The sequence below is a fragment of the Planktothrix pseudagardhii genome (assembly GCF_904830925.1).
GTDB lineage: Bacteria > Cyanobacteriota > Cyanobacteriia > Cyanobacteriales > Microcoleaceae > Planktothrix > Planktothrix tepida.
Genome location: NZ_LR882967.1, coordinates 5,998,787 through 6,020,067, shown reverse-complemented (window position 1 = coordinate 6,020,067; position 21,281 = coordinate 5,998,787). Strand labels below are relative to the sequence as shown.

Below are 21,281 nucleotides of genomic sequence, written 5' to 3'. Positions count from 1 at the left end.
CATTGATAAACTATGCTAGAAATTTCTAAAACGGTAAGTATCCCAGAGAATGAAATTGAAATGAGTGCAGTTCGTTCTCAGGGTGCAGGGGGACAAAATGTTAATAAGGTTGCTAGTGCAATTCATCTGCGCTTTAATATTATGGCTTCTTCATTACCTGAACATTACAAACAGCGAGTATTAAAGATTAATGATCAACGGATTACTAAAGAAGGGGTGATCGTGATCAAAGCTCAAGAACACCGTACTCAAGAACAGAATCGAGAAGAAGCATTACAACGACTTCAAACCTTAATTAAAAGTGCGATCGCTATTCCTAAACCTCGCAAACCCAGTAAACCCACTCGCAGTTCCCAAAGAAAGCGGATGGATAGTAAAACCAAGCGATCGCACTTAAAAATGATGCGCGGAAAAGTCGATGCAGAGTGAGAGTAGATTTAGGGTTACAAAAAACCCAGAAATTAGCGCGTAACATCGTCGTTAAAATCTCAGTTATTTACTGATAACTGATAACTGGTACAGACGCGCCATGGCACGTCTCTACTGATAACTGATTCCACGCTTGGGAAAATAGGCTGACATATTCTTCTTGTTCGCTGGTTTCAACGCAATATTCACGGGTATGGCGAACAATGGCGATCGCATTTTCTGGAGTATAACCTAACGTCACTAAACAGCAAGACATAATAGTTCCCGTGCGTCCAAATCCCCCCATACAGTGAACAACAACGGTTTTACCTGCTTTAGCTCGGTTGAGAATTTGGGGGATGAGGTTAATGACGCCTTCCATTGAGGTGGGAACTTTCAGGTCAGGAATGGGGAACCAAATTGTTTCCATTCCTCTGGCTTCGGCTTCGGGAAATAGGGTGGGAATTTGGACTTTATGAAATTCGTGGGGTTCAATGAGGGATACCAAAACATCGGTGTGATAAAAATAGCGTAGACGGTCTAGGTCATGATATAAGCTGCGATCCCAGAGAACGTGCATTCCTTGATGGGATTTTCCGGGGGCGTAGGTCATGCCGATTTTTCCAGTAAAGGGTATGACGTCAGGGGGGAGAAAATCAACGTTAATCGGGAAATTATTCGATGTTCTGGCGTAATTCATAGTTATGTCAATAAATTTGACGTCAAACTGCTTTACGAATTTTAATCAAAACATCAGGTTTGGTCTACTGTGAGTTCTCTGAGGAAGTAAAAGCGATCATCTTCAGTGCGTCCTAAGTAACCTGTTAGGGGTGAAGACAGTTCAATCAGTAAATCTCGCACAGTATTATCATTGAGCTTAGGCTCATATTTAGCGTTATGTTGAACTCTAACTTCTACTACGGAACAGTTTTGAGTAGGTAAGTTTAAGCTTGAACTGTTGTGAGTGTTTAACTCTTTAATTGCTTTAATAATCTGCGATCGCAATTTTAAACGATTAAACACGATTTTAATATATTCATCTATTTTATCATCTATTTGACCTCCTTGTAAATAGTTTTTGAGTTCAATTAAGTTAACTGAACCGGGATATTGAGCTTCGAGTTTAACGAGTTTTTCTAATGTCATAGAACTAATAATACTAATGGTAGATTGTTGTGCAGATTTTTCTAAATAGCTTGTGGGTTTACCTGGCCCAATAATTAATTTAACGGCTTTTTGATAGGTTTCTGTTCCTAAATGTCTAACGCCAATTCTATAAAGTTGTTCTGCGGTGGAATCAGGAATACTTTTTCCGGCTTTACATTCTCCCACCATTGGATAGGGTTTTGTACAATATAAATCCATTCCCCCTGCGCCACCTTGAGCATTTTGGTCAAGCTCAAAGCCTAAAAAATTTAAACTTTGATGGACAATTTTTTCAAAGGCTGTACCTTTTTCATAATTTCCTCCTTCGGTTGCTGTTCCTAATTCATTAATGGTATAAATCCAGTTTAAGTTTTCAGGAATTGGACGAGGTTTTACAGGTTGCCAACCTAAAAAGGTTTGAATTTTATCTTTTAGGAATTGTGCATCAGGATGGGTTAGCGTTAATTGGGCGATCGCAGTTTCTAATTCTTCTAATTCAGGATGTTTAGGCGGTTCAAGGTTTTTAATAGATGCTAGACGTTCAGCAAATGTTATATCATCTAAAATAGGGATAGATTCACTAACATTTGCAGAAATAGACAAACCTAAAAATTTACCAATTTTAGCCGAATTTTCTGCAATCGGTTCTATTTCAATAGGTTCAGGAAGTTTATAAACTCGTAAATAAGCTAAATTTTTAAGATTTTTTTCCTCAATTTTTGCTCTTAGTCCTTCTCCTGTCCAGATGGTTAATTGAGCTAATTTTTCTAATAACTCTGGATGATCATAGAGGCGATGACAAAGTTCACATTTAGCCCAAGCTTTAATTAAAATGGGAGCATTTTGAGCTTGACTTAATGCTATTTTAGCATCAGGTAAAAAGCTAGAACGATAAATGTTTTCCAAGGAAATAGCTACACCTGAAGTTTCAGCAGGATATAGAAAAAAAGGTTGACCAGTTCCAAGAAAGAGTGACGGTAAAACTACAATCATTCTACCTTGAGTTAACGCTAAAACTTCGGGAGCAGGTAAACAGAGAGCTTGTTTAAAAAACATCAGCTTTACTCGATTAATGTTGATTAACTCAATAAATCATTAATATCTTCATCACATTGTTCTTCTTGATCAAAAAATTGATCAAAAAGCAAAATTAATTCGTTACCATCCACAGTTTCTTCATCAATTTTACCAGAAGGATCACTAAGGATTTCTTGCAATAAGGGATTATCTGCGATTTCTCCTAGAGAAAATTCCTTAACTTGTTCCTCAGTTAATCCGAAACTCTGACAATTTTGATAAATTGAATAGATTTCGATTAAAGGTTTAATTTCTTCAGCGTGTAAAGGTGCTTGCTCTCCTCCGAGTTGAGTTGTTAATTTTTCTAAATGTTGATAAGCTAGGGTACTTTTGCCGATTTTCTTATCAGGACTTCTGACCATACAGCCACGAGTTAATCCGAATTTAGAATAATTAACTAATTCTTTCAAACCTGCTTTAACCGGAGCAGCATTTCTATTTTGGATAACTGCAACACCGATTATAAACCTTTTGCTTTCATTTTCAATTCCATTAAGCTTAAATTTTACCCATTTATTATCAATACTTTCTACAGACTCAATGATCACTTTTTTTAACTTTTCTCCACTTGCAGTGACCCCTTCTAAGGGTTGATTAATCAACTGCTCAAAACCGAATTTTAACGTATTCGCTAGAAAATCATTGTCTTCTAAATAATCGGTAATAAGCTGTTGTGTATTTAAACTGTGATTATAGCATTACCTTTGTTTTTAAGTTTACGTCCCCATTTAATAGATAACTGTCCTTCATTTAAAAGCTGATGTAATAAACACTCTAGCTCATCAACTGATTTAAAGAGTCGATGAGCTATATATTCTTTAGCTGAATGCCAGACTAATTCAATTAAATTATAATCTGGACTATATGCTGGAAGAAATTCTAAATAGACATTCGGCATTTCTGCTTTAATTTTTTCTAGGTACTCTTCTTTTTTGTGAAAACTTGCATTGTCAAGAATAATCAGGATCTTAGCTCCTTTTTCTACAAATTCTTCTGCTTGATTTCCCGCTAATACCCATTCATAAATTAGCTCTTGATAAAAACTTTTTAACACTTGATAAAAATTATCTGCATTTCCTTTATCCAGAAATTCTACAAATCTTTTTTTATCCGAGTACCTCAATCCTCCCATCACATTAACTCTTCCTTTCCTCCTGTCTCCTCTAATCTGTTTCCTCTTCCCTTTTTTACACCAATTCTTTCTTTTTATCACTCTTAAATTAAATCCACTTTCATCCCAAAACCATACCTGTAATTGTTCTGGACTTTCTTTTGCTATTTTCAAATATTCTTCTATTTTATCTTTAAATAATTTTCTTTTTTCTGGATCTCTTTTCTCTTCTAAGCTATACTTTGCCCACAAATAAACATACTTTTTTTCCTTTAATATCTTTCTCACTTGTGAACTACTTAATTTGATTCCTGTGATTTGTTCTAAATAAGTTGCCAATCTTTCTCCTGTCCATCTCCCAAATTCATATCCTAATTCTTCCGGTTCTTTTTCTACTGTTTCTAATAATATCTCTATATATTTGTCTGTGGCTTTTCTATAATTTCCTTTCATTCTTTCATCTTTTAGGCTTTCTAATTTGTCAGGGTCTCCATGTACACACCAATAACATACTTTGTTTAATGAGCAGCCCAAAAACTTGGCAATTTCACTTTGCTTTTTACCATCATTTAGCAATAATAAAATCAAGATTCTTTCTCGGATTTGTCCATTTTCTTCCTCTTTCAATCTTTTCTGTAGTTTCTCTACTTGCTTTTCATTTAAATGATTTTTAGCAGGCATCTTTTGATTGATTTTTCTAAACTTGGTTTTTCATTATACCCTATTTAGATGCTTAACAGCTTATCACTAAGGTTGCAACTTTATCTTTACCATCAGAACTGTGTTTAACCTGACGGATAAAATCTATAACTTTCTCAAAGATAGAAGCATTGAGAGATTTTAAAAAGGGTTCTTCTTTCCGAATACTATTAACATTATCAATAGCAACTCGACTAAAAGGGTTATAACTGGCAATGGCTGTTTTGAGTTCTTCTTGGGTAGAGTAAGATGAAGTATTCATAAGAGTTAAGGGTGAGTAACAGCAATTAAATGGCTTGAGATTAACTTTCAACGGTTAAACGTTGGACAAAAAAGCGTAAATTTCCAACCGGAGGAAGGATCGAGTCTTCAAGTTGATCTCTTGTCGGGTTCAAAACCTCTCCCCCAAGCAATTGAAAAATATCATTAGCTTGCATTTCTAACATCCATTCATTGAACTGAGAACGACTAACCTGCTCACCGATAGTCCGTCGGATGCGATAAATTGGGACTAAATCATTTAAGTTATAATCTTTATTTAATTGATCATACACCTGAAGGGCGATCGCTTTAAACTCCTCATAAGAAGCAATAACAGCTTGTTTAACGGATGTAGCCGGAATTCCCCCTTGATGAAATTCTCGAATTAACTCAATTAACCCATTGGCTAACCGAGACGCCACAACAGTTGCATCAAAAACAAAGTCAGGATTTGTTAACGCCGCGATTAACTGTTGTTTTCCCGTATCGGTAAGCGATACCATCGGGATTTGATTTCGCTTATAAATTTTGATCACATCCGCCGCTTTTAGTTCGTCGTAAAGACTTTGAGAAACACCAACCTTTTTCCCTTTGCGTTTTTGCTTAACTTTACTGGTCAATTCACTTTTTTTGACTTCGCCATCTTTACAACTCATGGCCCATAATGTCAACAGGAAACGAGTCGTTTCAATCGTTTCAGTTGTAGAAGAAACGGAATTAGAAGCATCTATAGAAGGTATTGATGACATATTATCGATGACAGTATTGAATAATCCGCTTAAATTCTACATCAAATCAGGCTCAATTAAAAGCTTAAATGTTCATTTTAATGAGTGGTGATCCGTATATTCTTGTAAAGTTTAAAAAATTTTGATACCAAGGTTAATTTTAATTTCCCCATTGCCTATTGCCTATTCCCTGTTCCCTGTTCCCTGTTCCCCATTGCCCATTCCCTATTGCCTATTGCCTATTGCCTATTGCCTGTTCCCTGTTCCCTGTTCCCTGTTCCCTGTTCCCTCTTAATTAATTGATCAACATCTGTCCAACATCGATTAAGCTGTTCTTAAATCACAACATCCGATTGATCGGTTTCCTCATGTCCGCTTCTCTGTCCCCAAACCCTAAATTCACAGAACTGCTTAATCGCCTCACGGAAATTAACGATATTAAAGCAGCTATTTCCCTATTGCATTGGGATCAAGCAACCTATATGCCTCCTGGTGGTGCGATCGCCAGAGGGCGACAAATGGCAACCTTACGCCGTCTCGCCCATGAAAAATTGATCGATCCGGTTTTGGGAGAACTATTAGAAGACTTACAAACCGAAGAAACTCATCTGGGTTATGATTCCCTAGAAGCCAGTTTAATTCGTGTCACCCGTCGAGAGTATGATCGGGCGGTGCGGGTTCCCTCGCAACTCATGGCCGAGATTTCTCAACATCAATCAGCCACCTATAATGCTTGGGGAAAAGCACGGGAAGCCGAAAGTTTTGCCATTGTTCAGCCTTATTTACAAACAACCCTAGAATTGAGCCAAGAGTATGCTCGGTGTTTTCCAGGGTATGACCATATTGCCGATCCCTTAATTGATTTACAGGATGAGGGAATGACGGTGGCGACGGTGCGATCGCTGTTTGAACCTTTGCGTCAACAATTAGTTCCCATCGTAGAAACCCTTACAGCTTGTCAACCTTTAAATGATTCTTATTTGTATCAAATTTTCTCTTCAAAAGAACAATTAGAATTTACAATTGGCGTGATTCACTGTTTGGGTTATGACTTACAACGGGGACGACAAGATAAAAGTCTCCATCCCTTTATGACGAAGTTCTCCATTGATGATGTCCGAATTACCACCCGTGTTTATGAACACCATCTCGAACAAGCATTATTTAGTACCATTCATGAAGCGGGTCATGGTCTCTATGAACAGAGAATTTCTCCAGAGTTAGAAGGGACACCTTTAGCGGGGGGTGCGTCCTCTAGTTTGCATGAAAGTCAAGCCCGTTTATGGGAAAATATTATTGGTCGTAGTCGTGGATTTTGGGAATGGTTTTATCCTCGGTTACAAGGGGTATTTATGCGACAGTTAGGACAAGTTACCACCCAGCAATTTTATCAAGCCATTAATAAAGTTACACCTTCTTTAATTCGGACGGATGCGGATGAAGTTACCTATAATTTACACATCATGATTCGCTTCGATTTAGAGTTAGCAATGTTAGAAGGAAAATTAGCAATTTCTGATTTACCTGAAGCGTGGAATGAACGATATAGACAGGATTTAGGCGTTATTCCAAAAACAGATTTTGAGGGGGTTTTACAAGATGTGCATTGGTATGTTGGATTGATTGGCGGAATGTTCCAAAGTTATACATTAGGAAATTTAATCGCGGCTCAAATTTATGATAAAGTTGTTCATAACGATCCTGAAATTCCCTTTGAAATTGAACGGGGAAACGTAAAGCGACTGTTAGACTGGTTGCAACACAATATTTATCAACACGGTCGTAAATTTACAACCCAAGAGTTAATTGAACAGGTCACAGGTTCCCCGTTAACGATTGATCCATTTCTGGACTATATTCGTCATAAATATGAATATCTCTACAAATGCAAACTATAAAATATGGAGCTAAGGAGACTCGAACTCCTGACCCCCGCAATGCCATTGCGGTGCTCTACCAACTGAGCTATAACCCCTTGCAGTATTCCAATATAGTCGTTAATTCGATGGTTTGTCAAGGGGTTTAGAAAAATTTTTTTGGAGTGTCAGACAAGGGTGTCTGGGACACTCCGAATCGGCGCTAAAAATAAGAATAAGCGTGTTGAGACATTTGGGCAATGTGGTCAATGCAAGAGCCCATCAGGAAATACACAACCCCCATAGCAGCGGCTGATAAGGCCACTAAAATACCAGCCAGCATAAAGGAAAATTCTTTGCACTCGACGGCTTGTTTCATCAGGTGTAATGACCAAGCAACGAGGGCGACATCAATTATTAGAATAGGAATCAGCATAAGTTACGTTTCGTAACATTTCTTCTATTCTAACAGGTGTTCTGAACAGAATGCGAGTACAACGGATTCTGTAAAAGTACAGATCGCCTCAAAATGTTCTCTGCTCTTGCTCTGTGTAATTTTACGGATTTTGATCTTCTACCCGCTCTAAATTACACCGATCACAACACCCTTTAACGGTAATCTCATAAGCATTCACCTGAAACCCTGATGGTAAGCTGTTAAGCATCTAAATAGGGTATAATGAAAAACCAAGTTTAGAAAAATCAATCAAAAGATGCCTGCTAAAAATCATTTAAATGAAAAGCAAGTAGAGAAACTACAGAAAAGATTGAAAGAGGAAGAAAATGGACAAATCCGAGAAAGAATCTTGATTTTATTATTGCTAAATGATGGTAAAAAGCAAAGTGAAATTGCCAAGTTTTTGGGCTGCTCATTAAACAAAGTATGTTATTGGTGTGTACATGGAGACCCTGACAAATTAGAAAGCCTAAAAGATGAAAGAATGAAAGGAAATTATAGAAAAGCCACAGACAAATATATAGAGATATTATTAGAAACAGTAGAAAAAGAACCGGAAGAATTAGGATATGAATTTGGGAGATGGACAGGAGAAAGATTGGCAACTTATTTAGAACAAATCACAGGAATCAAATTAAGTAGTTCACAAGTGAGAAAGATATTAAAGGAAAAAAAGTATGTTTATTTGTGGGCAAAGTATAGCTTAGAAGAGAAAAGAGATCCAGAAAAAAGAAAATTATTTAAAGATAAAATAGAAGAATATTTGAAAATAGCAAAAGAAAGTCCAGAACAATTACAGGTATGGTTTTGGGATGAAAGTGGATTTAATTTAAGAGTGATAAAAAGAAAGAATTGGTGTAAAAAAGGGAAGAGGAAACAGATTAGAGGAGACAGGAGGAAAGGAAGAGTTAATGTGATGGGAGGATTGAGGTACTCGGATAAAAAAAGATTTGTAGAATTTCTGGATAAAGGAAATGCAGATAATTTTTATCAAGTGTTAAAAAGTTTTTATCAAGAGCTAATTTATGAATGGGTATTAGCGGGAAATCAAGCAGAAGAATTTGTAGAAAAAGGAGCTAAGATCCTGATTATTCTTGACAATGCAAGTTTTCACAAAAAAGAAGAGTACCTAGAAAAAATTAAAGCAGAAATGCCGAATGTCTATTTAGAATTTCTTCCAGCATATAGTCCAGATTATAATTTAATTGAATTAGTCTGGCATTCAGCTAAAGAATATATAGCTCATCGACTCTTTAAATCAGTTGATGAGCTAGAGTGTTTATTACATCAGCTTTTAAATGAAGGACAGTTATCTATTAAATGGGGACGTAAACTTAAAAACAAAGGTAATGCTATAATCACAGTTTAAATACACAACAGCTTACCATTAATTGAATTAGAAACCCGGTTTCTTGAGTTTTTGCGATCGCCCTACAGAAACCGGAGGATTTAATAAGGCTTGAATAAAAACCGTATCTAATAGTAAACGGGAATTGCTCATTGAGAATTATCTGGGTAACGTTTTGCTGTTCCATATAAGTAATGATCGTGATTGATTGACCAATCTGGAGGAGCCTCAACAGTTCCCATTATTGATTCTAAAACATCCCAAGCATTTTGTTGATTTTGAACACAAGTTACCTTTTGCTCAGTTTCTTCTTCGTGTTCTGTATTCCCTTCAGTATTCAGATAAGTTTGTAACCATTCTGCCAGTTGACGGACTTCAATAGCAGATAATTTTTGAATAGCCGCTTCAACTTCTGTTAGTGAATTCATTCTATTTTAGCGGTTAAGTAACAATTTGATTTTAACATTATTTCTAAATCCCTCGTTTCTAGGTTCTACCTAGAAATGTCAAAAGGTGGCTCTGCCACCAATAAATAATAGAGGCGGAGCCTCAATCATAGCATTCCCAGGCTGGAGCCTGGGAACGAGAGATTAGTGCTGCCTAGCTTTGACATATTGCGCCACCACCGGATTTAAAGTAAAACAAGTTATTTTTCCCCGCTCTTGTGTCTCCAATAAAAATCGCATACACTAATTGGGGATTAACTACACTGACTGGAGAATTTGCTAAACTTATACCTGGCGTTGGTAGTGTAATTTCCGTAGCAAATAATACTGTGGCAACTAAGGCGGTAGGAGAACTAGCAATTAAAATTTTTATTGATCAAGAGACTCCTCAAAAATAAAAGTAGGAATTAATGTACACTATCATTATTTTTATGATAGTTTAGATTTCCGTAATCTCTGTCTCGCGTAATCAGGATGCGATTTTCTGCTTGCGATACTGTCGGTATTTCTTCATAACTTGCTTGAGCTAAACCCATTCGTTCGTGATTCACATATTCTTGAGCATCAATCCCACGCCAAATTTCCTCACCCAATCCTTCTAATTCTAAAATACTCCGCTTGGGTTTAGGCTGAAATCGGTGACGAACATATACTAATAATTCAGAAATGAGTTGCAGTTGCTCATCTGGTGAAAGTCTTAGAACTTGAGTCAATACTGCGTTGTAAGTAGACATAAATTCTTGATTAATATTTTTAGGTTGATTGTTATTATAGCAATTTAATATAGAGGAAAATGGGATCAGCCTTCATTTTCCGAATTGCGATCGCCCATCTTTGCTTAAGTCTCAAATGGGTTAATCAATGTGAGTTCAGCGATCCACCGAAAATCGTCTATATTTCTTGTAACTAAAGTTTTGCCATATACCAAAGCTGTTGCCGCCATAATAGCATCCCCAAGAGTCATTCTCCTCATCTGTCGCAACGCCACTGCCCGATCAAGTACAGCGTTAGAAATCGGTAAAACCTCCACAACACCAAAAAATTCCTCAAAATACAATCTATAATCTTCAGTTAGTCGATGATAACCTAACACTTCAACGTAACTTATTGCCGATACAACTATGTCATGTTCGCCAATAAACTGCCTAATCTGTGCGTTTTCCAGTTGGGAAGCGTAGATAATAATATTACTATCAAGTAGCATTATCCATCCCTACCTGGAAGTGGACGATCTTGACGTAACTCTCGCTGCCATTTCATCGGATCGCTAATATCAGCACAGACATTACTTGCTGCAATTTTTTCTAATATTTCAACTGTTTTTTGGCGGCGAAACTCAGCACTTAGACTTGATCGATCTGCTTGTAAAGTAACGTAAACTCTGACAGGGAGATCGCTCTGTTTGGGAACCTCCCGCGTCCATTCTAAAAGGTTTCCCTTCAATATAGCCTCATATATTCTCTGCATACCATCTCTCAACTATTTTTTTACTATTCTAACCCTTGAATGACTGTTTCGTCCCTTTCTTCCCCAAACGGCGATCGCACATTTCTATCTTCTCCAAAATGCGATCGCACCAATAACTAAGCAAAAGTATGTTAATATTTAGGGGGTATAAATCACAAGATTTAACTCCATGACTCAATCACTACCAAAAAAAAGCCCACCTCGCGGCAGAATATTCCCAGAACATACATTATCACCCGAAGCACTAGCTCGACGCAAAGCTGAACGCGAAGTATTTCATAAGCGTTGTCGAGCAATTTTTGAGCAAGTTCGCCCCGCTCTCATCGCAGAACACTATGGCTGGTATATTGCCATTGAACCTGACAGCGGCGATTATTTCATTAACCAAGATCAAGAAGTAGCTAGTCAAGAAGCACGTCATAAACACCCTGATGCCGTACACTGTATGTTTTGCTTAAATGAAAGTGGAGCTACTGGCAAAATATGATTCAGGGTACTTTTGGAAGTAGGGGTGAACTGTTTTTTGAAATTGATTTGATTGCTGCTGATGGCTTAAATCTAACTGTGGAGGCAATGCTAGATACGGGATTTACAGAATTTCTGGCAATTAATAAACAAGATTTAGAGGGTCTGGATTGGCAATTCGTCCGGCAAAATGAAATGATCACAGCACAAGGAGAAAGCACTTTTGATGTTTATGCTGGCAAAATACTATTAGGTGAACAAGAATTCGATATCCCAGTTTTTGCAGGTGATGAGATTCCCGAAGTTTTACTCGGTTCGAGATGGTTAACAATCTTGCCGTTAGCGGTGAATTTTTTGGCTGGAGTTCTCACATTGGGGTAATAACTGATTCTGTCAATAATACGCAGTTAAAAAGCCTCAAAAATTCTCCCATCCCATTCTTCTCTAATTTGCAACTGGAATTCCAAAGCATCCAAACGATACGGCAAAAAACCGCGCCATCTCTTTAAATTTTTTCCGGGTAATCTTTCACGGCTACCCTGAGTCTGGGTTGTTACCCGATCACGCATCAATGCTGACAATACTTCTAAAAGTTTTTGTTGCTCGTCAGGAGTGAGATTTTGAGCCTGACTCAGTACCTCGCTATAAGTAGACATTATCTTAATATTGAGATTTTTGGGCTGATTGTTATTATAGCAATTTAGGATGGACAGAAGCGAAGACTGCGATTGAGTTAGGGTTGGGTGGGGTTGTTGGGTGACTTGTGCAGATTGAGGACTGTTGTGGACAGATGTTGATGTTATTATTGCAATAGGGAAATAACCTAAATAACAATTGATGAGGTGTTGGATATTAGTGATCGCCCCACAGAAACCGAGTTTCTGAAACTATCTGGATTTGATACAATTATTGAATTAGAAACCCGGTTTCTTGAGTTTTTGCGATCGCCCTACAGAAACCCGGTTTCTTGAGGATCTAGGAAATTTGAGGATTTCTAACCGGAACGTGATGTTCTGCTAAATAGGTTTTAATTTCTTCCATCCGTAATTGACCATAATGCAATAACGACGCTAACAAAGCTGCTTCCGCTTTTCCCTGGGTTAACGCTTCATAGATATGATGACAAGTACCCGCACCCCCTGATGCAATCACCGGAATTTCCACAGATTCAGCAATTTTTCGAGTTAATTCTAAGTCATATCCCGCCTGGGTTCCATCTGCATCCATACTCGTAACTAACAATTCCCCAGCGCCGCGTTTGGTGACTTCTTCAGCCCATTTGAGAGCATCAATTCCCGTATTTTCCCGACCGCCTCGGACATAAACATCCCAACCCGGATTATCGGGATCAGTCCGACGACGAGCATCAATTGCTACCACAATACACTGTACCCCAAAGCGATCGCTGGCTCGATTAATCAAGTCAGGATCACGAACCGCCGCCGAATTAATACTAACTTTATCAGCCCCGGCTCTTAACAAATTTTTAATCATTTCTAAGTTTTGAATTCCCCCCCCGACGGTTAAGGGAATAAACACTTGTTCCGCCGTGCGATAGACCACATCAAAAATAATATCTCGGTCTTCATGGGTCGCCGTAATATCCAGAAAAACTAATTCATCCGCCCCTGCGTCGTTATAAGCCGCTGCGAGTTCCACCGGATCACCAGCATCTTTCAAATCAACAAAATTCACCCCCTTCACCACTCGACCCGCTTTAACATCCAAACAAGGCAAAATTCGTTTCGCAAGCATAATTACGCTTTGTGCATTGGGACACCAAAATTTAGGGTAAAAATCCCTTGTTTCAGTTTATAGCAATTTTAGCCAGGAAACGCTTTCCAGTTTTGGGGGGAATGAGAAACCGGAACCGGATGAATCGGAAGTTACTGGAAGTAATAAGCAGTCATCATTCAGAAGAAATTAGGAAGATCAAAAATGGGTTCTCAATTCATTTGTTATCGGGTTTTTAAACTAGGATTTTTCACAATAATGAGCTTGACATTGATTTTAATTTTTAATTCAAAAACAATAGCATTAACCGCTCAAGAAATCAACCGTATTAGTCAACCGATTACAGTATTAATTGAAGGGGTAAATTCAGGATCGGGAGTAATTATTGCCAAAAATAACAATACTTATTCTGTATTAACGGCGAATCATGTTGTTAAAACGCCTGATGAATATACCGTTATCACCGTTGATGGAGAACAGTATCCCATTGATTATAATCAAGTGATTAAATTACCGGGAATTGATTTAGCAATTTTGTCTTTTACCAGTGATAAAATTTATGCGATCGCCCATCTAGCGGATTATGATTATGAGCGGCAAGCTCAATATATTTTTATTTCAGGATGGCCGGATTCTAAATTACCGCTTGCTGACCGCAGACGACTATTTACAGCCGGAATATTAATGAGTGAAGCGGAAAAAGCTACCTTAATTAAAGAACCCTTTACCAGAGGATATGATTTATTTTATACGAATCGGACACAAGTGGGAATGAGTGGCTCACCCATTTTAGATAGTGATGGTCGGGTGATTGGAATTCATGGAAAATCCGAAGGACAAATCTTTGAAAATCCCGAATTCGGATCAGTTTCCCGTGTTACTTTAGGATATAGTGCGGGAATTCCCATTCAGAAGTTTTTACAATCAGGAATTGGGTTAAATTTAAACGTCACTCGCCAACCTCCTTCACCCCTAAAAGCAACGGAATTACAATCGATTGATCAAGTTTTAAAAGCCCCGGAATTAGGGGGAGAATCAACGGCGTTAGAGTGGTCAAATCGGGGAAATCAATTCTACAGATTAGAACAATGGCATCAGGCGTTAAATGCTTTTGATCAAGCCCTCAAAATTCAGTCTAATTTTTATCCCGCGTGGTACGGACGGGGTAATGCTTTAGCACAATTAAAGCAGTATTCAGAAGCAATTGAAGCTTATTCTCGGACAACACAAATTCAGCCCGATTTTTATTTAGCTTGGCGAGAAAAAGGTAAAATTTTAATTAAATTACAACAGTATGAAGATGCGTTATTAGCCTGGAATATAGCGATTAGGATTAAACCCGATGATTATCAAATTTGGTATCTGCGGGGAAATTTATTGATGAACCATTTAAAACAATATGAACAGGCGATTAAATCCTATGAGCAAGTTGTAAATTTAAAACCAGATTTTGTTGAAGCTTGGACAAATCGAGGCATGGCTTATGAGCAATTAAAAAATTATGAAGAAGCAATTCTATCTTTTGACCAAGCCTTAAAATTAGATAACCAACAAGAAAAAATTTGGCAGCTACGGGGCGAAATCTTATTCAAATTACAACTTTATTCTCAAGCGTTAAATTCGGCTGAAAAGGCTTTAGCTTTAAATTCAGAAAATCCTCAATTGTGGATCTTAAAAGCTCAAATTCTAGCTAAAATGAAGGAATATCAACAAGCTAGGACTTCAGCATTAACTGCCTTAAGATTTAAACCCCGTGATCGAGAAATTCTTAATTTTATTCGTTCCTTAAGTTCACCCCGTCGTTAAAATGTGAACCTAATTTAGTCAAAATTACCCCGGTCGGAATAGTGCGCCTAATCAAAAATAAAGATAAAAATAATTAACGCCATATCCGACACTGGACACCGAACTGATCAAGATTTATGGGAATTTTGTTCAGTCTCTTCCGAGATAGACTCAGACCCATCGGAGGGGTTAGAGAGTTCATCTTTAAACCCTCGTAGACTTTGACCTAAACTTTTTCCAATTTCAGGTATTTTCTTCGGGCCAAAAATTAAGAGCGCCACGACTAAAATAATTGCGATTTCCGGCCATCCTAAACCAAACATAATGTTAAACTCCTTGTTCTGCCAGCCTACTGAGTCAAACTATATCCTAAACTGATATTCTTAAATATAAACTTGTCATGGGTAAAATCCTATAATGGTCAATACTTCTGCTGTTTCCATTCGAGAACAACAACACTCCCTCATCCGCCAACTCGCCAACCAAATTGAAGTGAGTTGGAGTCAATATTTGGATTTAGAACCTTACCATCTCCCAGAAGATTTAGGGTATGTGGAAGGTCGCCTAGAAGGGGAAAAACTTATTATTGAGAATAGATGCTATCAAACCCAACACTTTCGTAAGCTGCATTTAGAATTAGCTAGAGTTGGCGAAACCCTGGATATTCTTCATTGTGTGATGTTTCCCAGAGTGGAATATGATATTCCTATGTTTGGGGCTGATTTAGTCGGGGGACGGGGGCAAATTAGTGCCGCCATTGTGGATTTATCCCCAACCCATTTAGACCGGAGTTTACCGTTATCTTATCAACAACAATTACAACCGCAACCCCAACAACATTTTTCCCATCCCCGTGAAGTTCCGACTTGGGGAGAAATTTTTTCAGAATTTTGTTTATTTGTTCGACCCACAACACCGGAAGAAGAAGCCCAATTTTTACAAGTCGTCACCCAATATTTGAAAATTCATTGTGAATATGCGATCGCTCAATCTCCTATTTCCGAAGAACAAAAATTGGAAATGATTGCGGGTCAAAAGCATTATTGTACACAACAACAACAAAACGATAAAACTCGCCGTGTCCTGGAAAAAGCCTTTGGTCAAAACTGGGCAAATTATTATATGACAACGGTTTTGTTTGATTGTGTAGAAACCTAACGGCTTAAAAAATAATTCCCTTGTTTAGTTCAGTTCAGTTTGCCTGGGTGAATCTACTTCCAGTTGTTAATTCGATTTTGTAACTTCTGATTTATTGCGTTTTTTACCTTGGGTTTTACCTTGAGTTTTGCCTTGAGTTCTACCTTGGCTGAGATCTCCAGAATCCATATCATGGGGTGAGGCTTTAACTCCTCCAGGTCGAGTTGTGCGGAAGGTAACATTCACCCCTTCATTGGATTGTTCTAAGACTAACAAGGGAGTCGGTTTTGCTTTTTGATCCCATTCAATATGAACAATACGTCCTTGGATGGTGGGTTGCCAATTATCATGTTCATCGGTAGGACTTAAATAGGTTTCCAAACAATCAATAATTTCATTTATGGTTGTTGATGTGGATTGAGTGGGTAATTTCATTAGGCGAATTTGGATACGAAATAACACCCGTTTTTTAGTATCTCCAGCAATACCTGTTTCATATTCAACATCAAAGATAGAATCGACTTGGCGGGCTGTTCCTGCATTACTTTGTTCCCCAACAGCAGCTTGTGTTGGACGCAGGGCGATGGAAATTTGTTGTTTAACTTTCATCTTAATTTGAACGATAATGGCGTAGTGGAAAACATCCTCAGCCATCCGCATTCTCAAATAATCTAAGTTAAATTCCCGTGAATGAATTAAATCGGGATTTTTCTCCATTTTGGCAATTGTCCCTACAGCCAATTTATATTTTTTTTGGAGTTCTTTATTCCTAAACAGTTCGGTTTTTAATTGTTTGTCCAGGGAACGAGTTTTGAGTTGAAAAAAAATGATACTTCCTAACAGTAACAACAACAAAACACCAGACGCACCCATCCAAATTACATCACTACCCAGTTTGGTGGTGATAGCGGTATGGGGTTTAGGAGGAGTTGCCGCCAGCCAAGGCTGAACACTGATCAGTTGATTAGACATACGTTATAATGATTAAGCTGTATACTTAATTTACTCAATTTGGGGTTACAAGGTTTCAACGGATTCAGAATACGTTAAAATAAAAACAGGGCAAAAATCCTGGCTCTGTAGTTTTTTAATGTTCTGAATTTATTGCTTGGAAATCGTCAGTGTTTTTCTCCTTATAATGTCAGTCCGAAATTACATCCTTTTCAGTTTGATAAATTTCCGATCAGGCTATTAAGAGAAACCCCATTAACTCCCTGATCTTGCCAAGATGACCCTACTTAACTCTAAGTTATCAAAAATTCACTTACATTGCCTAGGATTTGGGTAAAATTCAGTGAATGGTTCAGGTCAGTTCAATGGGTAAAATTGTACTGATTCGATCCTAAACAGTGATGCTAGACAATTCCCTCTCAGCAATACGGTCATCTTTAAGTTTTTATGCTACATTACAAGCCCAGTTTATCTTTCTACTCTACTGCAATTCGAGCTAAGAGTGTTTCCTGTTCCCTTGATTTTGGTGTTACGTTGTGAGTTACGAGCCCCTACATCACAAATATCGGCCCCAAACCTTTGCCCATTTAGTCGGACAAGAAGCGATCGCAACTACCCTCACCAATGCGATCGAATCTCAACGCATCGCTCCCGCCTATCTCTTCACCGGGCCAAGAGGAACGGGAAAAACCTCTAGCGCGAGAATTTTAGCCAAATCTTTAAATTGTTTGGCCACTGGGAAGCCGACGGCCACCCCTTGCGGTGTTTGTGATGTTTGTAAAGGTATTACCAATGGGTCTACTTTAGATGTCATTGAAATTGACGCGGCGAGTAATACCGGAGTTGATAATATTCGAGAATTAATTGAGCGATCGCAATTTGCCCCCGTTCAATGTCGGTATAAAGTGTATGTTGTCGATGAATGTTTAACGGGAGATAGTTTAGTTCAAACCCGTGACGGACTAATCCGAATTGATCAGCCCCAATTGAAAGGAAAAGAAGTTTTAAGTTATAATGAAGATCAAGAAATTTGGGAATATAAAAAAGTTCTTCGATGGTTAGATCAAGGAGAACGTTCCACCCTAATTATTAAAACGAATAATTGCGAAATTAGATGTACAGGTAATCATTTATTGAGAACAGAAACAGGATGGATAGAAGCCAAAAACGTCAGAGAAGGAATGAAGATCTTATCCCCTGTGAATGTGGGTGCGGAGAAAAATTTGAACAGTATTCAATTCCGTCAATGGAATACAAGTTTAGAAACAGTGGTATCTGTTCAGGTCGGAGAAATCACTAAAGTTTATGATATTGAAGTAGAAGATCATCATAATTTCGTCGCTAATGGACTTTTAGTTCATAACTGCCATATGTTAAGTACGGCAGCATTTAACGCTTTATTAAAAACCTTAGAAGAACCTCCAGATCGAGTTGTATTTGTCTTAGCAACTACCGATCCACAACGGGTATTACCGACTATTATTTCCCGATGTCAACGGTTTGATTTTCGACGAATTCCGTTAGATTCAATGGTGAAACATTTACAGTATATTGCCCAACAGGAAAATATTAATATTGCTGATGATGCTATTTTTATGGTGGCTCAAATTGCCCAAGGGGGGTTAAGGGATGCAGAAAGTTTACTTGATCAATTAAGTTTATTATCCGGTGAAATTACCGTTGAAAAAGTTTGGGATTTAGTGGGGGCAGTTCCTGAACGAGATTTAATCAGTTTATTAGAAGCTATTAACTCAGGAGATACAGCGATTATTTTAGACTGTATTCGTCAGCTTCTCAACCGAGGACGGGAACCTTTAATTGTTCTGCAAAATTTAGCCGGATTTTATCGAGATTTATTAATTGCTAAAAGCGCACCAGATCGTCCAGATTTAGTTGCCTTAACTCAACCCACTTGGGAAAAATTATGTCAATTTTCTCAACATTGGGATCATACCATTATTTTAGCAGGTCAGAAGCATTTGCGGGAAAGTGAAGCTCAAATTAAACATACCACTCAACCGCGTTTATGGTTAGAAATTACCTTATTAGGGTTACTTCCCGCAGCGTTACAAAAATCCGTTGTCACCCAAACGGTTTCTGTTGTTCAAAACCCTCAAACAACGGTTCAAACTCCACCTCAATATGTACAACGTTCAGAACCTTTATCTCCTCCCCAAAACCCCGTTAATGTTCCTGTCTATCAACCGACACCTAACCCAGAACCTCAACCTCAAGTTAAATCTGAAATTCCGCCAACTCCCGCAGAACCTCCGATTGTTATTGATGGTAATATAGAGCAAATTTGGCAGCAAGTATTAGCTTATGTTCAACCTTTCGGAACCCAACAAATGTTCCGTCAACAAGGTCGTTTAATTCAATATAATGCTGGAGTTGCTATGATTAAAATGGCTTCTTCAACTTTATTAAAAATGGCACAGACTAAACAAAAATTATCCAGTTTAGAAAAAGCATTTCAACAGGTTTTTGGTCATCCGGTTAAAATTAATTTTGATACCGGAGGAGGAACGTCTGCTTATCGCGTACAAGAAGTCACTCCCCCATCTCCTTCTTATTCCCCGGTGGAGAATTCTAAGGTTTCTTCTCCAGAAATATCACCAAATTCTTCAATTAATCATCAAGAACAACACCAAATTTCTTCATCTCCTGATCAGGATATTCGAGAATCTGATCAAATAGATCAGGTGAAACCGGAAATGGAAACAGGCAAGATGCCTGTTCCACTTGAAAAAGTTGAATTAACTCCTGAAGAAATGGATGCTGAAGCTGTTATGATGGCTTCTCAGAAATTAGCTGAATTTTTCAAAGGTCAAATGATTGATTTAGGAGAAAAACAAACTTCTAAAACAGCTATTTTATTAAGCCAAAAGGATGATATTATTGACAGCAGTGAGGATGATAATTTTATAGAACTTGATGAGATCGAGGAAGACAATTATGATGATTTTTAATCAATGAAGCGGTGCGTACTCTGAGCTTACGCACCCGACTTGAGGCTATTTTTTTAAGGGGTAATTTAAGAGTTCTCGCTGTTCTAAATAACGTTGGGCGACTCGTCTGGCTAAATTACGAATTCTACCAATATAACGAGTCCGTTCTGTAACCGCAATTACCCCCCTAGCATCCAATAAATTAAAGCTATGGGAACATTTGAGAACATAATCTAAACTCGGTAAAACTAACCCTTTTTCGATTAATTGTTCGGCTTCCTGTTCATATAATCCAAATAAGGTAAACAAGAATTCTGGGTTAGAGGCTTCAAAATTATAGGTGCATTGTTCAATTTCTCCCTGTAAGTGAACGTCGCCATAATTAATAGTATCTGTCCAAGAAATTTTAGTCATGGCATCGACATTTTGCAGATACATTGCCAAACGTTCTAAGCCATAAGTAATCTCAATGGAAACGGGACGACAATCAAGACTACCACATTGTTGAAAATAGGTAAATTGAGTAATTTCCATCCCATCTAACCACACTTCCCAGCCCACACCCCAAGCACCTAATGTGGGAGATTCCCAGTTATCTTCTACAAAACGAATATCATGATCTTCGGGGTTAATTCCTAATAGTCTCAAGGAGTCTAAATACATCTCTTGAATATTATCAGGAGACGGTTTAATTAAGACTTGATATTGATAATAATGTTGAAAACGGTTGGGGTTTTCTCCATAACGGCCATCGGTGGGGCGGCGACAAGGTTCGACATAGGCGACAGACCAAGGTTCGGGGCCAATAGCGCGTAAAAAGGTATGGGGATTCATTGTTCCCGCCCCTTTTTCGGTATCATAGGGTTGAGCAATCAAACAGCCGCGATCGCTCCAAAATTGATTCAGGGTGGCAATAATTGATTGAAAATTCACGGGACGCAATATTTTTCTAATGGGTTTAACGTTAATCAATTTTACCATTAGTTTTTAGGCATCGATGAAATGCCTTTAAATAGCATGATTAACCCTCCGATCACAATTGCGATCGCCATTCCTCCCATGACTGCATCTAATACCCCTGTATTTTCCATTTAGTATTAATCTCCTCGTATTTCCCTGATTTATTCTATCACGATATTAAATCTTAGAAACCGGGTTTCTCCTTTATATTAATTACTACAAATTAAAATAGTTTCAGAAACCCGGTTTCTGGTACTACTGCGGCTGCTTGTATCTCAAACTTTAGCAGGTCGAGTT

At 38.0% G+C, this 21,281-nt stretch carries 25 protein-coding genes and 1 tRNA gene; 9 read left to right on the top strand and 17 right to left on the bottom strand.

What is annotated here, in order from left to right:
• Window positions 1–12: 12 nt before the first annotated feature.
• Complete coding sequence (arfB, locus tag NMK36_RS26110; protein WP_254174992.1) at window positions 13–429, top strand: alternative ribosome rescue aminoacyl-tRNA hydrolase ArfB; 417 nt, start codon at window positions 13–15, stop codon at window positions 427–429.
• Between the two features lie 67 nt (window positions 430–496).
• On the opposite strand, the gene NMK36_RS26105 is transcribed toward arfB, so the two are convergent.
• From NMK36_RS26105 to NMK36_RS26080, 6 genes are all read right to left on the bottom strand, one after another.
• Window positions 497–1,108: a cyclin-dependent kinase inhibitor 3 family protein gene (locus NMK36_RS26105; protein ID WP_254174991.1), complete on the bottom strand. Its 612-nt coding sequence runs from the start codon at window positions 1,106–1,108 to the stop codon at window positions 497–499.
• Between the two features lie 53 nt (window positions 1,109–1,161).
• Window positions 1,162–2,610, bottom strand: coding sequence for a DUF1802 family protein (locus NMK36_RS26100; protein WP_254174990.1), 1,449 nt, complete (start codon window positions 2,608–2,610; stop codon window positions 1,162–1,164).
• A gap of 23 nt (window positions 2,611–2,633) precedes the next feature.
• On the bottom strand, window positions 2,634–3,233 hold the full coding sequence (locus NMK36_RS26095; RefSeq protein ID WP_254174989.1) for a hypothetical protein: 600 nt from the start codon (window positions 3,231–3,233) through the stop codon (window positions 2,634–2,636).
• A gap of 77 nt (window positions 3,234–3,310) precedes the next feature.
• Window positions 3,311–4,423, bottom strand: coding sequence for an IS630 family transposase (locus NMK36_RS26090; protein WP_254172743.1), 1,113 nt, complete (start codon window positions 4,421–4,423; stop codon window positions 3,311–3,313).
• A 52-nt stretch (window positions 4,424–4,475) separates the two neighbouring features.
• Window positions 4,476–4,703, bottom strand: coding sequence for a hypothetical protein (locus NMK36_RS26085; RefSeq protein ID WP_254174988.1), 228 nt, complete (start codon window positions 4,701–4,703; stop codon window positions 4,476–4,478).
• A gap of 40 nt (window positions 4,704–4,743) precedes the next feature.
• Entirely contained in the window at window positions 4,744–5,451 is a 708-nt protein-coding gene (locus tag NMK36_RS26080; RefSeq protein ID WP_254174987.1) for a hypothetical protein, read from the bottom strand.
• 347 nt (window positions 5,452–5,798) lie between these two features.
• Between NMK36_RS26080 and NMK36_RS26075 the strand changes: the two genes are divergently transcribed.
• A complete protein-coding gene (locus tag NMK36_RS26075; protein ID WP_254174986.1) occupies window positions 5,799–7,328 on the top strand; it encodes a carboxypeptidase M32 in 1,530 nt (509 codons plus the stop codon).
• Between the two features lie 4 nt (window positions 7,329–7,332).
• Here the strand turns inward: NMK36_RS26075 and NMK36_RS26070 are convergent.
• A tRNA-Ala gene (locus NMK36_RS26070) sits at window positions 7,333–7,405 on the bottom strand.
• A gap of 104 nt (window positions 7,406–7,509) precedes the next feature.
• Window positions 7,510–7,722, bottom strand: coding sequence for a hypothetical protein (locus tag NMK36_RS26065; RefSeq protein WP_072717818.1), 213 nt, complete (start codon window positions 7,720–7,722; stop codon window positions 7,510–7,512).
• A 277-nt stretch (window positions 7,723–7,999) separates the two neighbouring features.
• On the opposite strand from NMK36_RS26065, the gene NMK36_RS26060 reads away from it, so the two are divergent.
• The gene (locus tag NMK36_RS26060; protein WP_254172743.1) at window positions 8,000–9,112 is read left to right on the top strand and encodes an IS630 family transposase; all 1,113 of its coding nucleotides are present in this window, start codon (window positions 8,000–8,002) and stop codon (window positions 9,110–9,112) included.
• A gap of 128 nt (window positions 9,113–9,240) precedes the next feature.
• Here the strand turns inward: NMK36_RS26060 and NMK36_RS26055 are convergent, their stop codons facing one another.
• The gene (locus NMK36_RS26055) at window positions 9,241–9,519 is read right to left on the bottom strand and encodes a hypothetical protein (protein WP_254174985.1); all 279 of its coding nucleotides are present in this window, start codon (window positions 9,517–9,519) and stop codon (window positions 9,241–9,243) included.
• A 236-nt stretch (window positions 9,520–9,755) separates the two neighbouring features.
• On the opposite strand from NMK36_RS26055, the gene NMK36_RS26050 reads away from it, so the two are divergent.
• Entirely contained in the window at window positions 9,756–9,935 is a 180-nt protein-coding gene (locus NMK36_RS26050; protein WP_254174984.1) for a hypothetical protein, read from the top strand.
• A gap of 9 nt (window positions 9,936–9,944) precedes the next feature.
• Here NMK36_RS26050 and NMK36_RS26045 read toward each other — a convergent pair whose 3' ends face one another.
• The 3 genes from NMK36_RS26045 to NMK36_RS26035 form a co-directional block, all read right to left on the bottom strand.
• Window positions 9,945–10,271 carry a DUF5615 family PIN-like protein gene (locus tag NMK36_RS26045; RefSeq protein ID WP_254174983.1) on the bottom strand — a complete coding sequence of 109 codons (327 nt, stop codon included), beginning with the start codon at window positions 10,269–10,271 and terminating at the stop codon, window positions 9,945–9,947.
• Between the two features lie 104 nt (window positions 10,272–10,375).
• Window positions 10,376–10,741 carry a type II toxin-antitoxin system VapC family toxin gene (locus NMK36_RS26040; protein WP_254174982.1) on the bottom strand — a complete coding sequence of 122 codons (366 nt, stop codon included), beginning with the start codon at window positions 10,739–10,741 and terminating at the stop codon, window positions 10,376–10,378.
• Window positions 10,741–11,004, bottom strand: coding sequence for a hypothetical protein (locus NMK36_RS26035; protein WP_254174981.1), 264 nt, complete (start codon window positions 11,002–11,004; stop codon window positions 10,741–10,743). Before NMK36_RS26035 ends, NMK36_RS26040 begins: the two co-directional genes overlap by 1 nt.
• Window positions 11,005–11,173: 169 nt before the next feature.
• On the opposite strand from NMK36_RS26035, the gene NMK36_RS26030 reads away from it, so the two are divergent.
• Both NMK36_RS26030 and NMK36_RS26025 read left to right on the top strand, forming a co-directional pair.
• A complete protein-coding gene (locus NMK36_RS26030; protein WP_254174980.1) occupies window positions 11,174–11,491 on the top strand; it encodes a hypothetical protein in 318 nt (105 codons plus the stop codon).
• The gene (locus NMK36_RS26025; RefSeq protein WP_190517472.1) at window positions 11,488–11,850 is read left to right on the top strand and encodes an aspartyl protease; all 363 of its coding nucleotides are present in this window, start codon (window positions 11,488–11,490) and stop codon (window positions 11,848–11,850) included. The genes NMK36_RS26030 and NMK36_RS26025 overlap by 4 nt, the downstream gene beginning before the upstream one ends.
• Window positions 11,851–11,876: 26 nt before the next feature.
• On the opposite strand, the gene NMK36_RS26020 is transcribed toward NMK36_RS26025, so the two are convergent.
• Window positions 11,877–12,125, bottom strand: a complete 249-nt coding sequence (locus NMK36_RS26020; protein ID WP_254174979.1) for a hypothetical protein — start codon at window positions 12,123–12,125, stop codon at window positions 11,877–11,879.
• Window positions 12,126–12,444: 319 nt separating this feature from the next.
• Window positions 12,445–13,224: an imidazole glycerol phosphate synthase subunit HisF gene (hisF, locus tag NMK36_RS26015; RefSeq protein ID WP_254174978.1), complete on the bottom strand. Its 780-nt coding sequence runs from the start codon at window positions 13,222–13,224 to the stop codon at window positions 12,445–12,447.
• 237 nt (window positions 13,225–13,461) lie between these two features.
• On the opposite strand from hisF, the gene NMK36_RS26010 reads away from it, so the two are divergent.
• Window positions 13,462–15,009 carry a tetratricopeptide repeat-containing S1 family peptidase gene (locus NMK36_RS26010; RefSeq protein ID WP_254174977.1) on the top strand — a complete coding sequence of 516 codons (1,548 nt, stop codon included), beginning with the start codon at window positions 13,462–13,464 and terminating at the stop codon, window positions 15,007–15,009.
• A 107-nt stretch (window positions 15,010–15,116) separates the two neighbouring features.
• Here the strand turns inward: NMK36_RS26010 and NMK36_RS26005 are convergent, their stop codons facing one another.
• Window positions 15,117–15,311, bottom strand: coding sequence for a Sec-independent protein translocase subunit TatA/TatB (locus tag NMK36_RS26005; protein WP_190522680.1), 195 nt, complete (start codon window positions 15,309–15,311; stop codon window positions 15,117–15,119).
• Window positions 15,312–15,405: 94 nt separating this feature from the next.
• Here NMK36_RS26005 and NMK36_RS26000 point away from each other — a divergent pair, with 94 nt between their 5' ends.
• Window positions 15,406–16,146 (top strand): phycocyanobilin:ferredoxin oxidoreductase, encoded by a 741-nt coding sequence (locus NMK36_RS26000; protein ID WP_254174976.1) that lies wholly within the window; start codon window positions 15,406–15,408, stop codon window positions 16,144–16,146.
• A 66-nt stretch (window positions 16,147–16,212) separates the two neighbouring features.
• Here the strand turns inward: NMK36_RS26000 and NMK36_RS25995 are convergent, their stop codons facing one another.
• Window positions 16,213–17,097 (bottom strand): hypothetical protein, encoded by an 885-nt coding sequence (locus tag NMK36_RS25995; protein ID WP_254174975.1) that lies wholly within the window; start codon window positions 17,095–17,097, stop codon window positions 16,213–16,215.
• Between the two features lie 515 nt (window positions 17,098–17,612).
• Here NMK36_RS25995 and dnaX point away from each other — a divergent pair.
• Complete coding sequence (dnaX, locus tag NMK36_RS25990) at window positions 17,613–20,045, top strand: DNA polymerase III subunit gamma/tau (protein ID WP_254174974.1); 2,433 nt, start codon at window positions 17,613–17,615, stop codon at window positions 20,043–20,045.
• A gap of 45 nt (window positions 20,046–20,090) precedes the next feature.
• Here dnaX and glyQ read toward each other — a convergent pair whose 3' ends face one another.
• On the bottom strand, window positions 20,091–20,957 hold the full coding sequence (gene glyQ, locus NMK36_RS25985) for a glycine--tRNA ligase subunit alpha (RefSeq protein WP_072718671.1): 867 nt from the start codon (window positions 20,955–20,957) through the stop codon (window positions 20,091–20,093).
• Window positions 20,958–21,281: the final 324 nt, after the last annotated feature.

What these genes read in the sequence shown, in the direction of transcription:
- NMK36_RS26000 (WP_254174976.1), top strand. Translation starts at nt 15,406, where the DNA reads ATGGTCAATACTTCTGCTGTTTCCATTCGAGAACAACAACACTCCCTC.
- NMK36_RS26105 (WP_254174991.1), bottom strand. Translation starts at nt 1,108, where the DNA reads ATGAATTACGCCAGAACATCGAATAATTTCCCGATTAACGTTGATTTT.
- NMK36_RS26075 (WP_254174986.1), top strand. Translation starts at nt 5,799, where the DNA reads ATGTCCGCTTCTCTGTCCCCAAACCCTAAATTCACAGAACTGCTTAAT.
- NMK36_RS26045 (WP_254174983.1), bottom strand. Translation starts at nt 10,271, where the DNA reads ATGTCTACTTACAACGCAGTATTGACTCAAGTTCTAAGACTTTCACCA.
- NMK36_RS26085 (WP_254174988.1), bottom strand. Translation starts at nt 4,703, where the DNA reads ATGAATACTTCATCTTACTCTACCCAAGAAGAACTCAAAACAGCCATT.
- NMK36_RS26065 (WP_072717818.1), bottom strand. Translation starts at nt 7,722, where the DNA reads ATGCTGATTCCTATTCTAATAATTGATGTCGCCCTCGTTGCTTGGTCA.
- NMK36_RS25995 (WP_254174975.1), bottom strand. Translation starts at nt 17,097, where the DNA reads ATGTCTAATCAACTGATCAGTGTTCAGCCTTGGCTGGCGGCAACTCCT.
- NMK36_RS26100 (WP_254174990.1), bottom strand. Translation starts at nt 2,610, where the DNA reads ATGTTTTTTAAACAAGCTCTCTGTTTACCTGCTCCCGAAGTTTTAGCG.
- NMK36_RS26030 (WP_254174980.1), top strand. Translation starts at nt 11,174, where the DNA reads ATGACTCAATCACTACCAAAAAAAAGCCCACCTCGCGGCAGAATATTC.
- NMK36_RS26005 (WP_190522680.1), bottom strand. Translation starts at nt 15,311, where the DNA reads ATGTTTGGTTTAGGATGGCCGGAAATCGCAATTATTTTAGTCGTGGCG.
- NMK36_RS26025 (WP_190517472.1), top strand. Translation starts at nt 11,488, where the DNA reads ATGATTCAGGGTACTTTTGGAAGTAGGGGTGAACTGTTTTTTGAAATT.
- NMK36_RS26080 (WP_254174987.1), bottom strand. Translation starts at nt 5,451, where the DNA reads ATGTCATCAATACCTTCTATAGATGCTTCTAATTCCGTTTCTTCTACA.
- NMK36_RS26020 (WP_254174979.1), bottom strand. Translation starts at nt 12,125, where the DNA reads ATGTCTACTTATAGCGAGGTACTGAGTCAGGCTCAAAATCTCACTCCT.
- NMK36_RS26040 (WP_254174982.1), bottom strand. Translation starts at nt 10,741, where the DNA reads ATGCTACTTGATAGTAATATTATTATCTACGCTTCCCAACTGGAAAAC.
- NMK36_RS26060 (WP_254172743.1), top strand. Translation starts at nt 8,000, where the DNA reads ATGCCTGCTAAAAATCATTTAAATGAAAAGCAAGTAGAGAAACTACAG.
- NMK36_RS26055 (WP_254174985.1), bottom strand. Translation starts at nt 9,519, where the DNA reads ATGAATTCACTAACAGAAGTTGAAGCGGCTATTCAAAAATTATCTGCT.
- arfB (WP_254174992.1), top strand. Translation starts at nt 13, where the DNA reads ATGCTAGAAATTTCTAAAACGGTAAGTATCCCAGAGAATGAAATTGAA.
- NMK36_RS26010 (WP_254174977.1), top strand. Translation starts at nt 13,462, where the DNA reads ATGAGCTTGACATTGATTTTAATTTTTAATTCAAAAACAATAGCATTA.
- hisF (WP_254174978.1), bottom strand. Translation starts at nt 13,224, where the DNA reads ATGCTTGCGAAACGAATTTTGCCTTGTTTGGATGTTAAAGCGGGTCGA.
- NMK36_RS26090 (WP_254172743.1), bottom strand. Translation starts at nt 4,423, where the DNA reads ATGCCTGCTAAAAATCATTTAAATGAAAAGCAAGTAGAGAAACTACAG.
- NMK36_RS26035 (WP_254174981.1), bottom strand. Translation starts at nt 11,004, where the DNA reads ATGCAGAGAATATATGAGGCTATATTGAAGGGAAACCTTTTAGAATGG.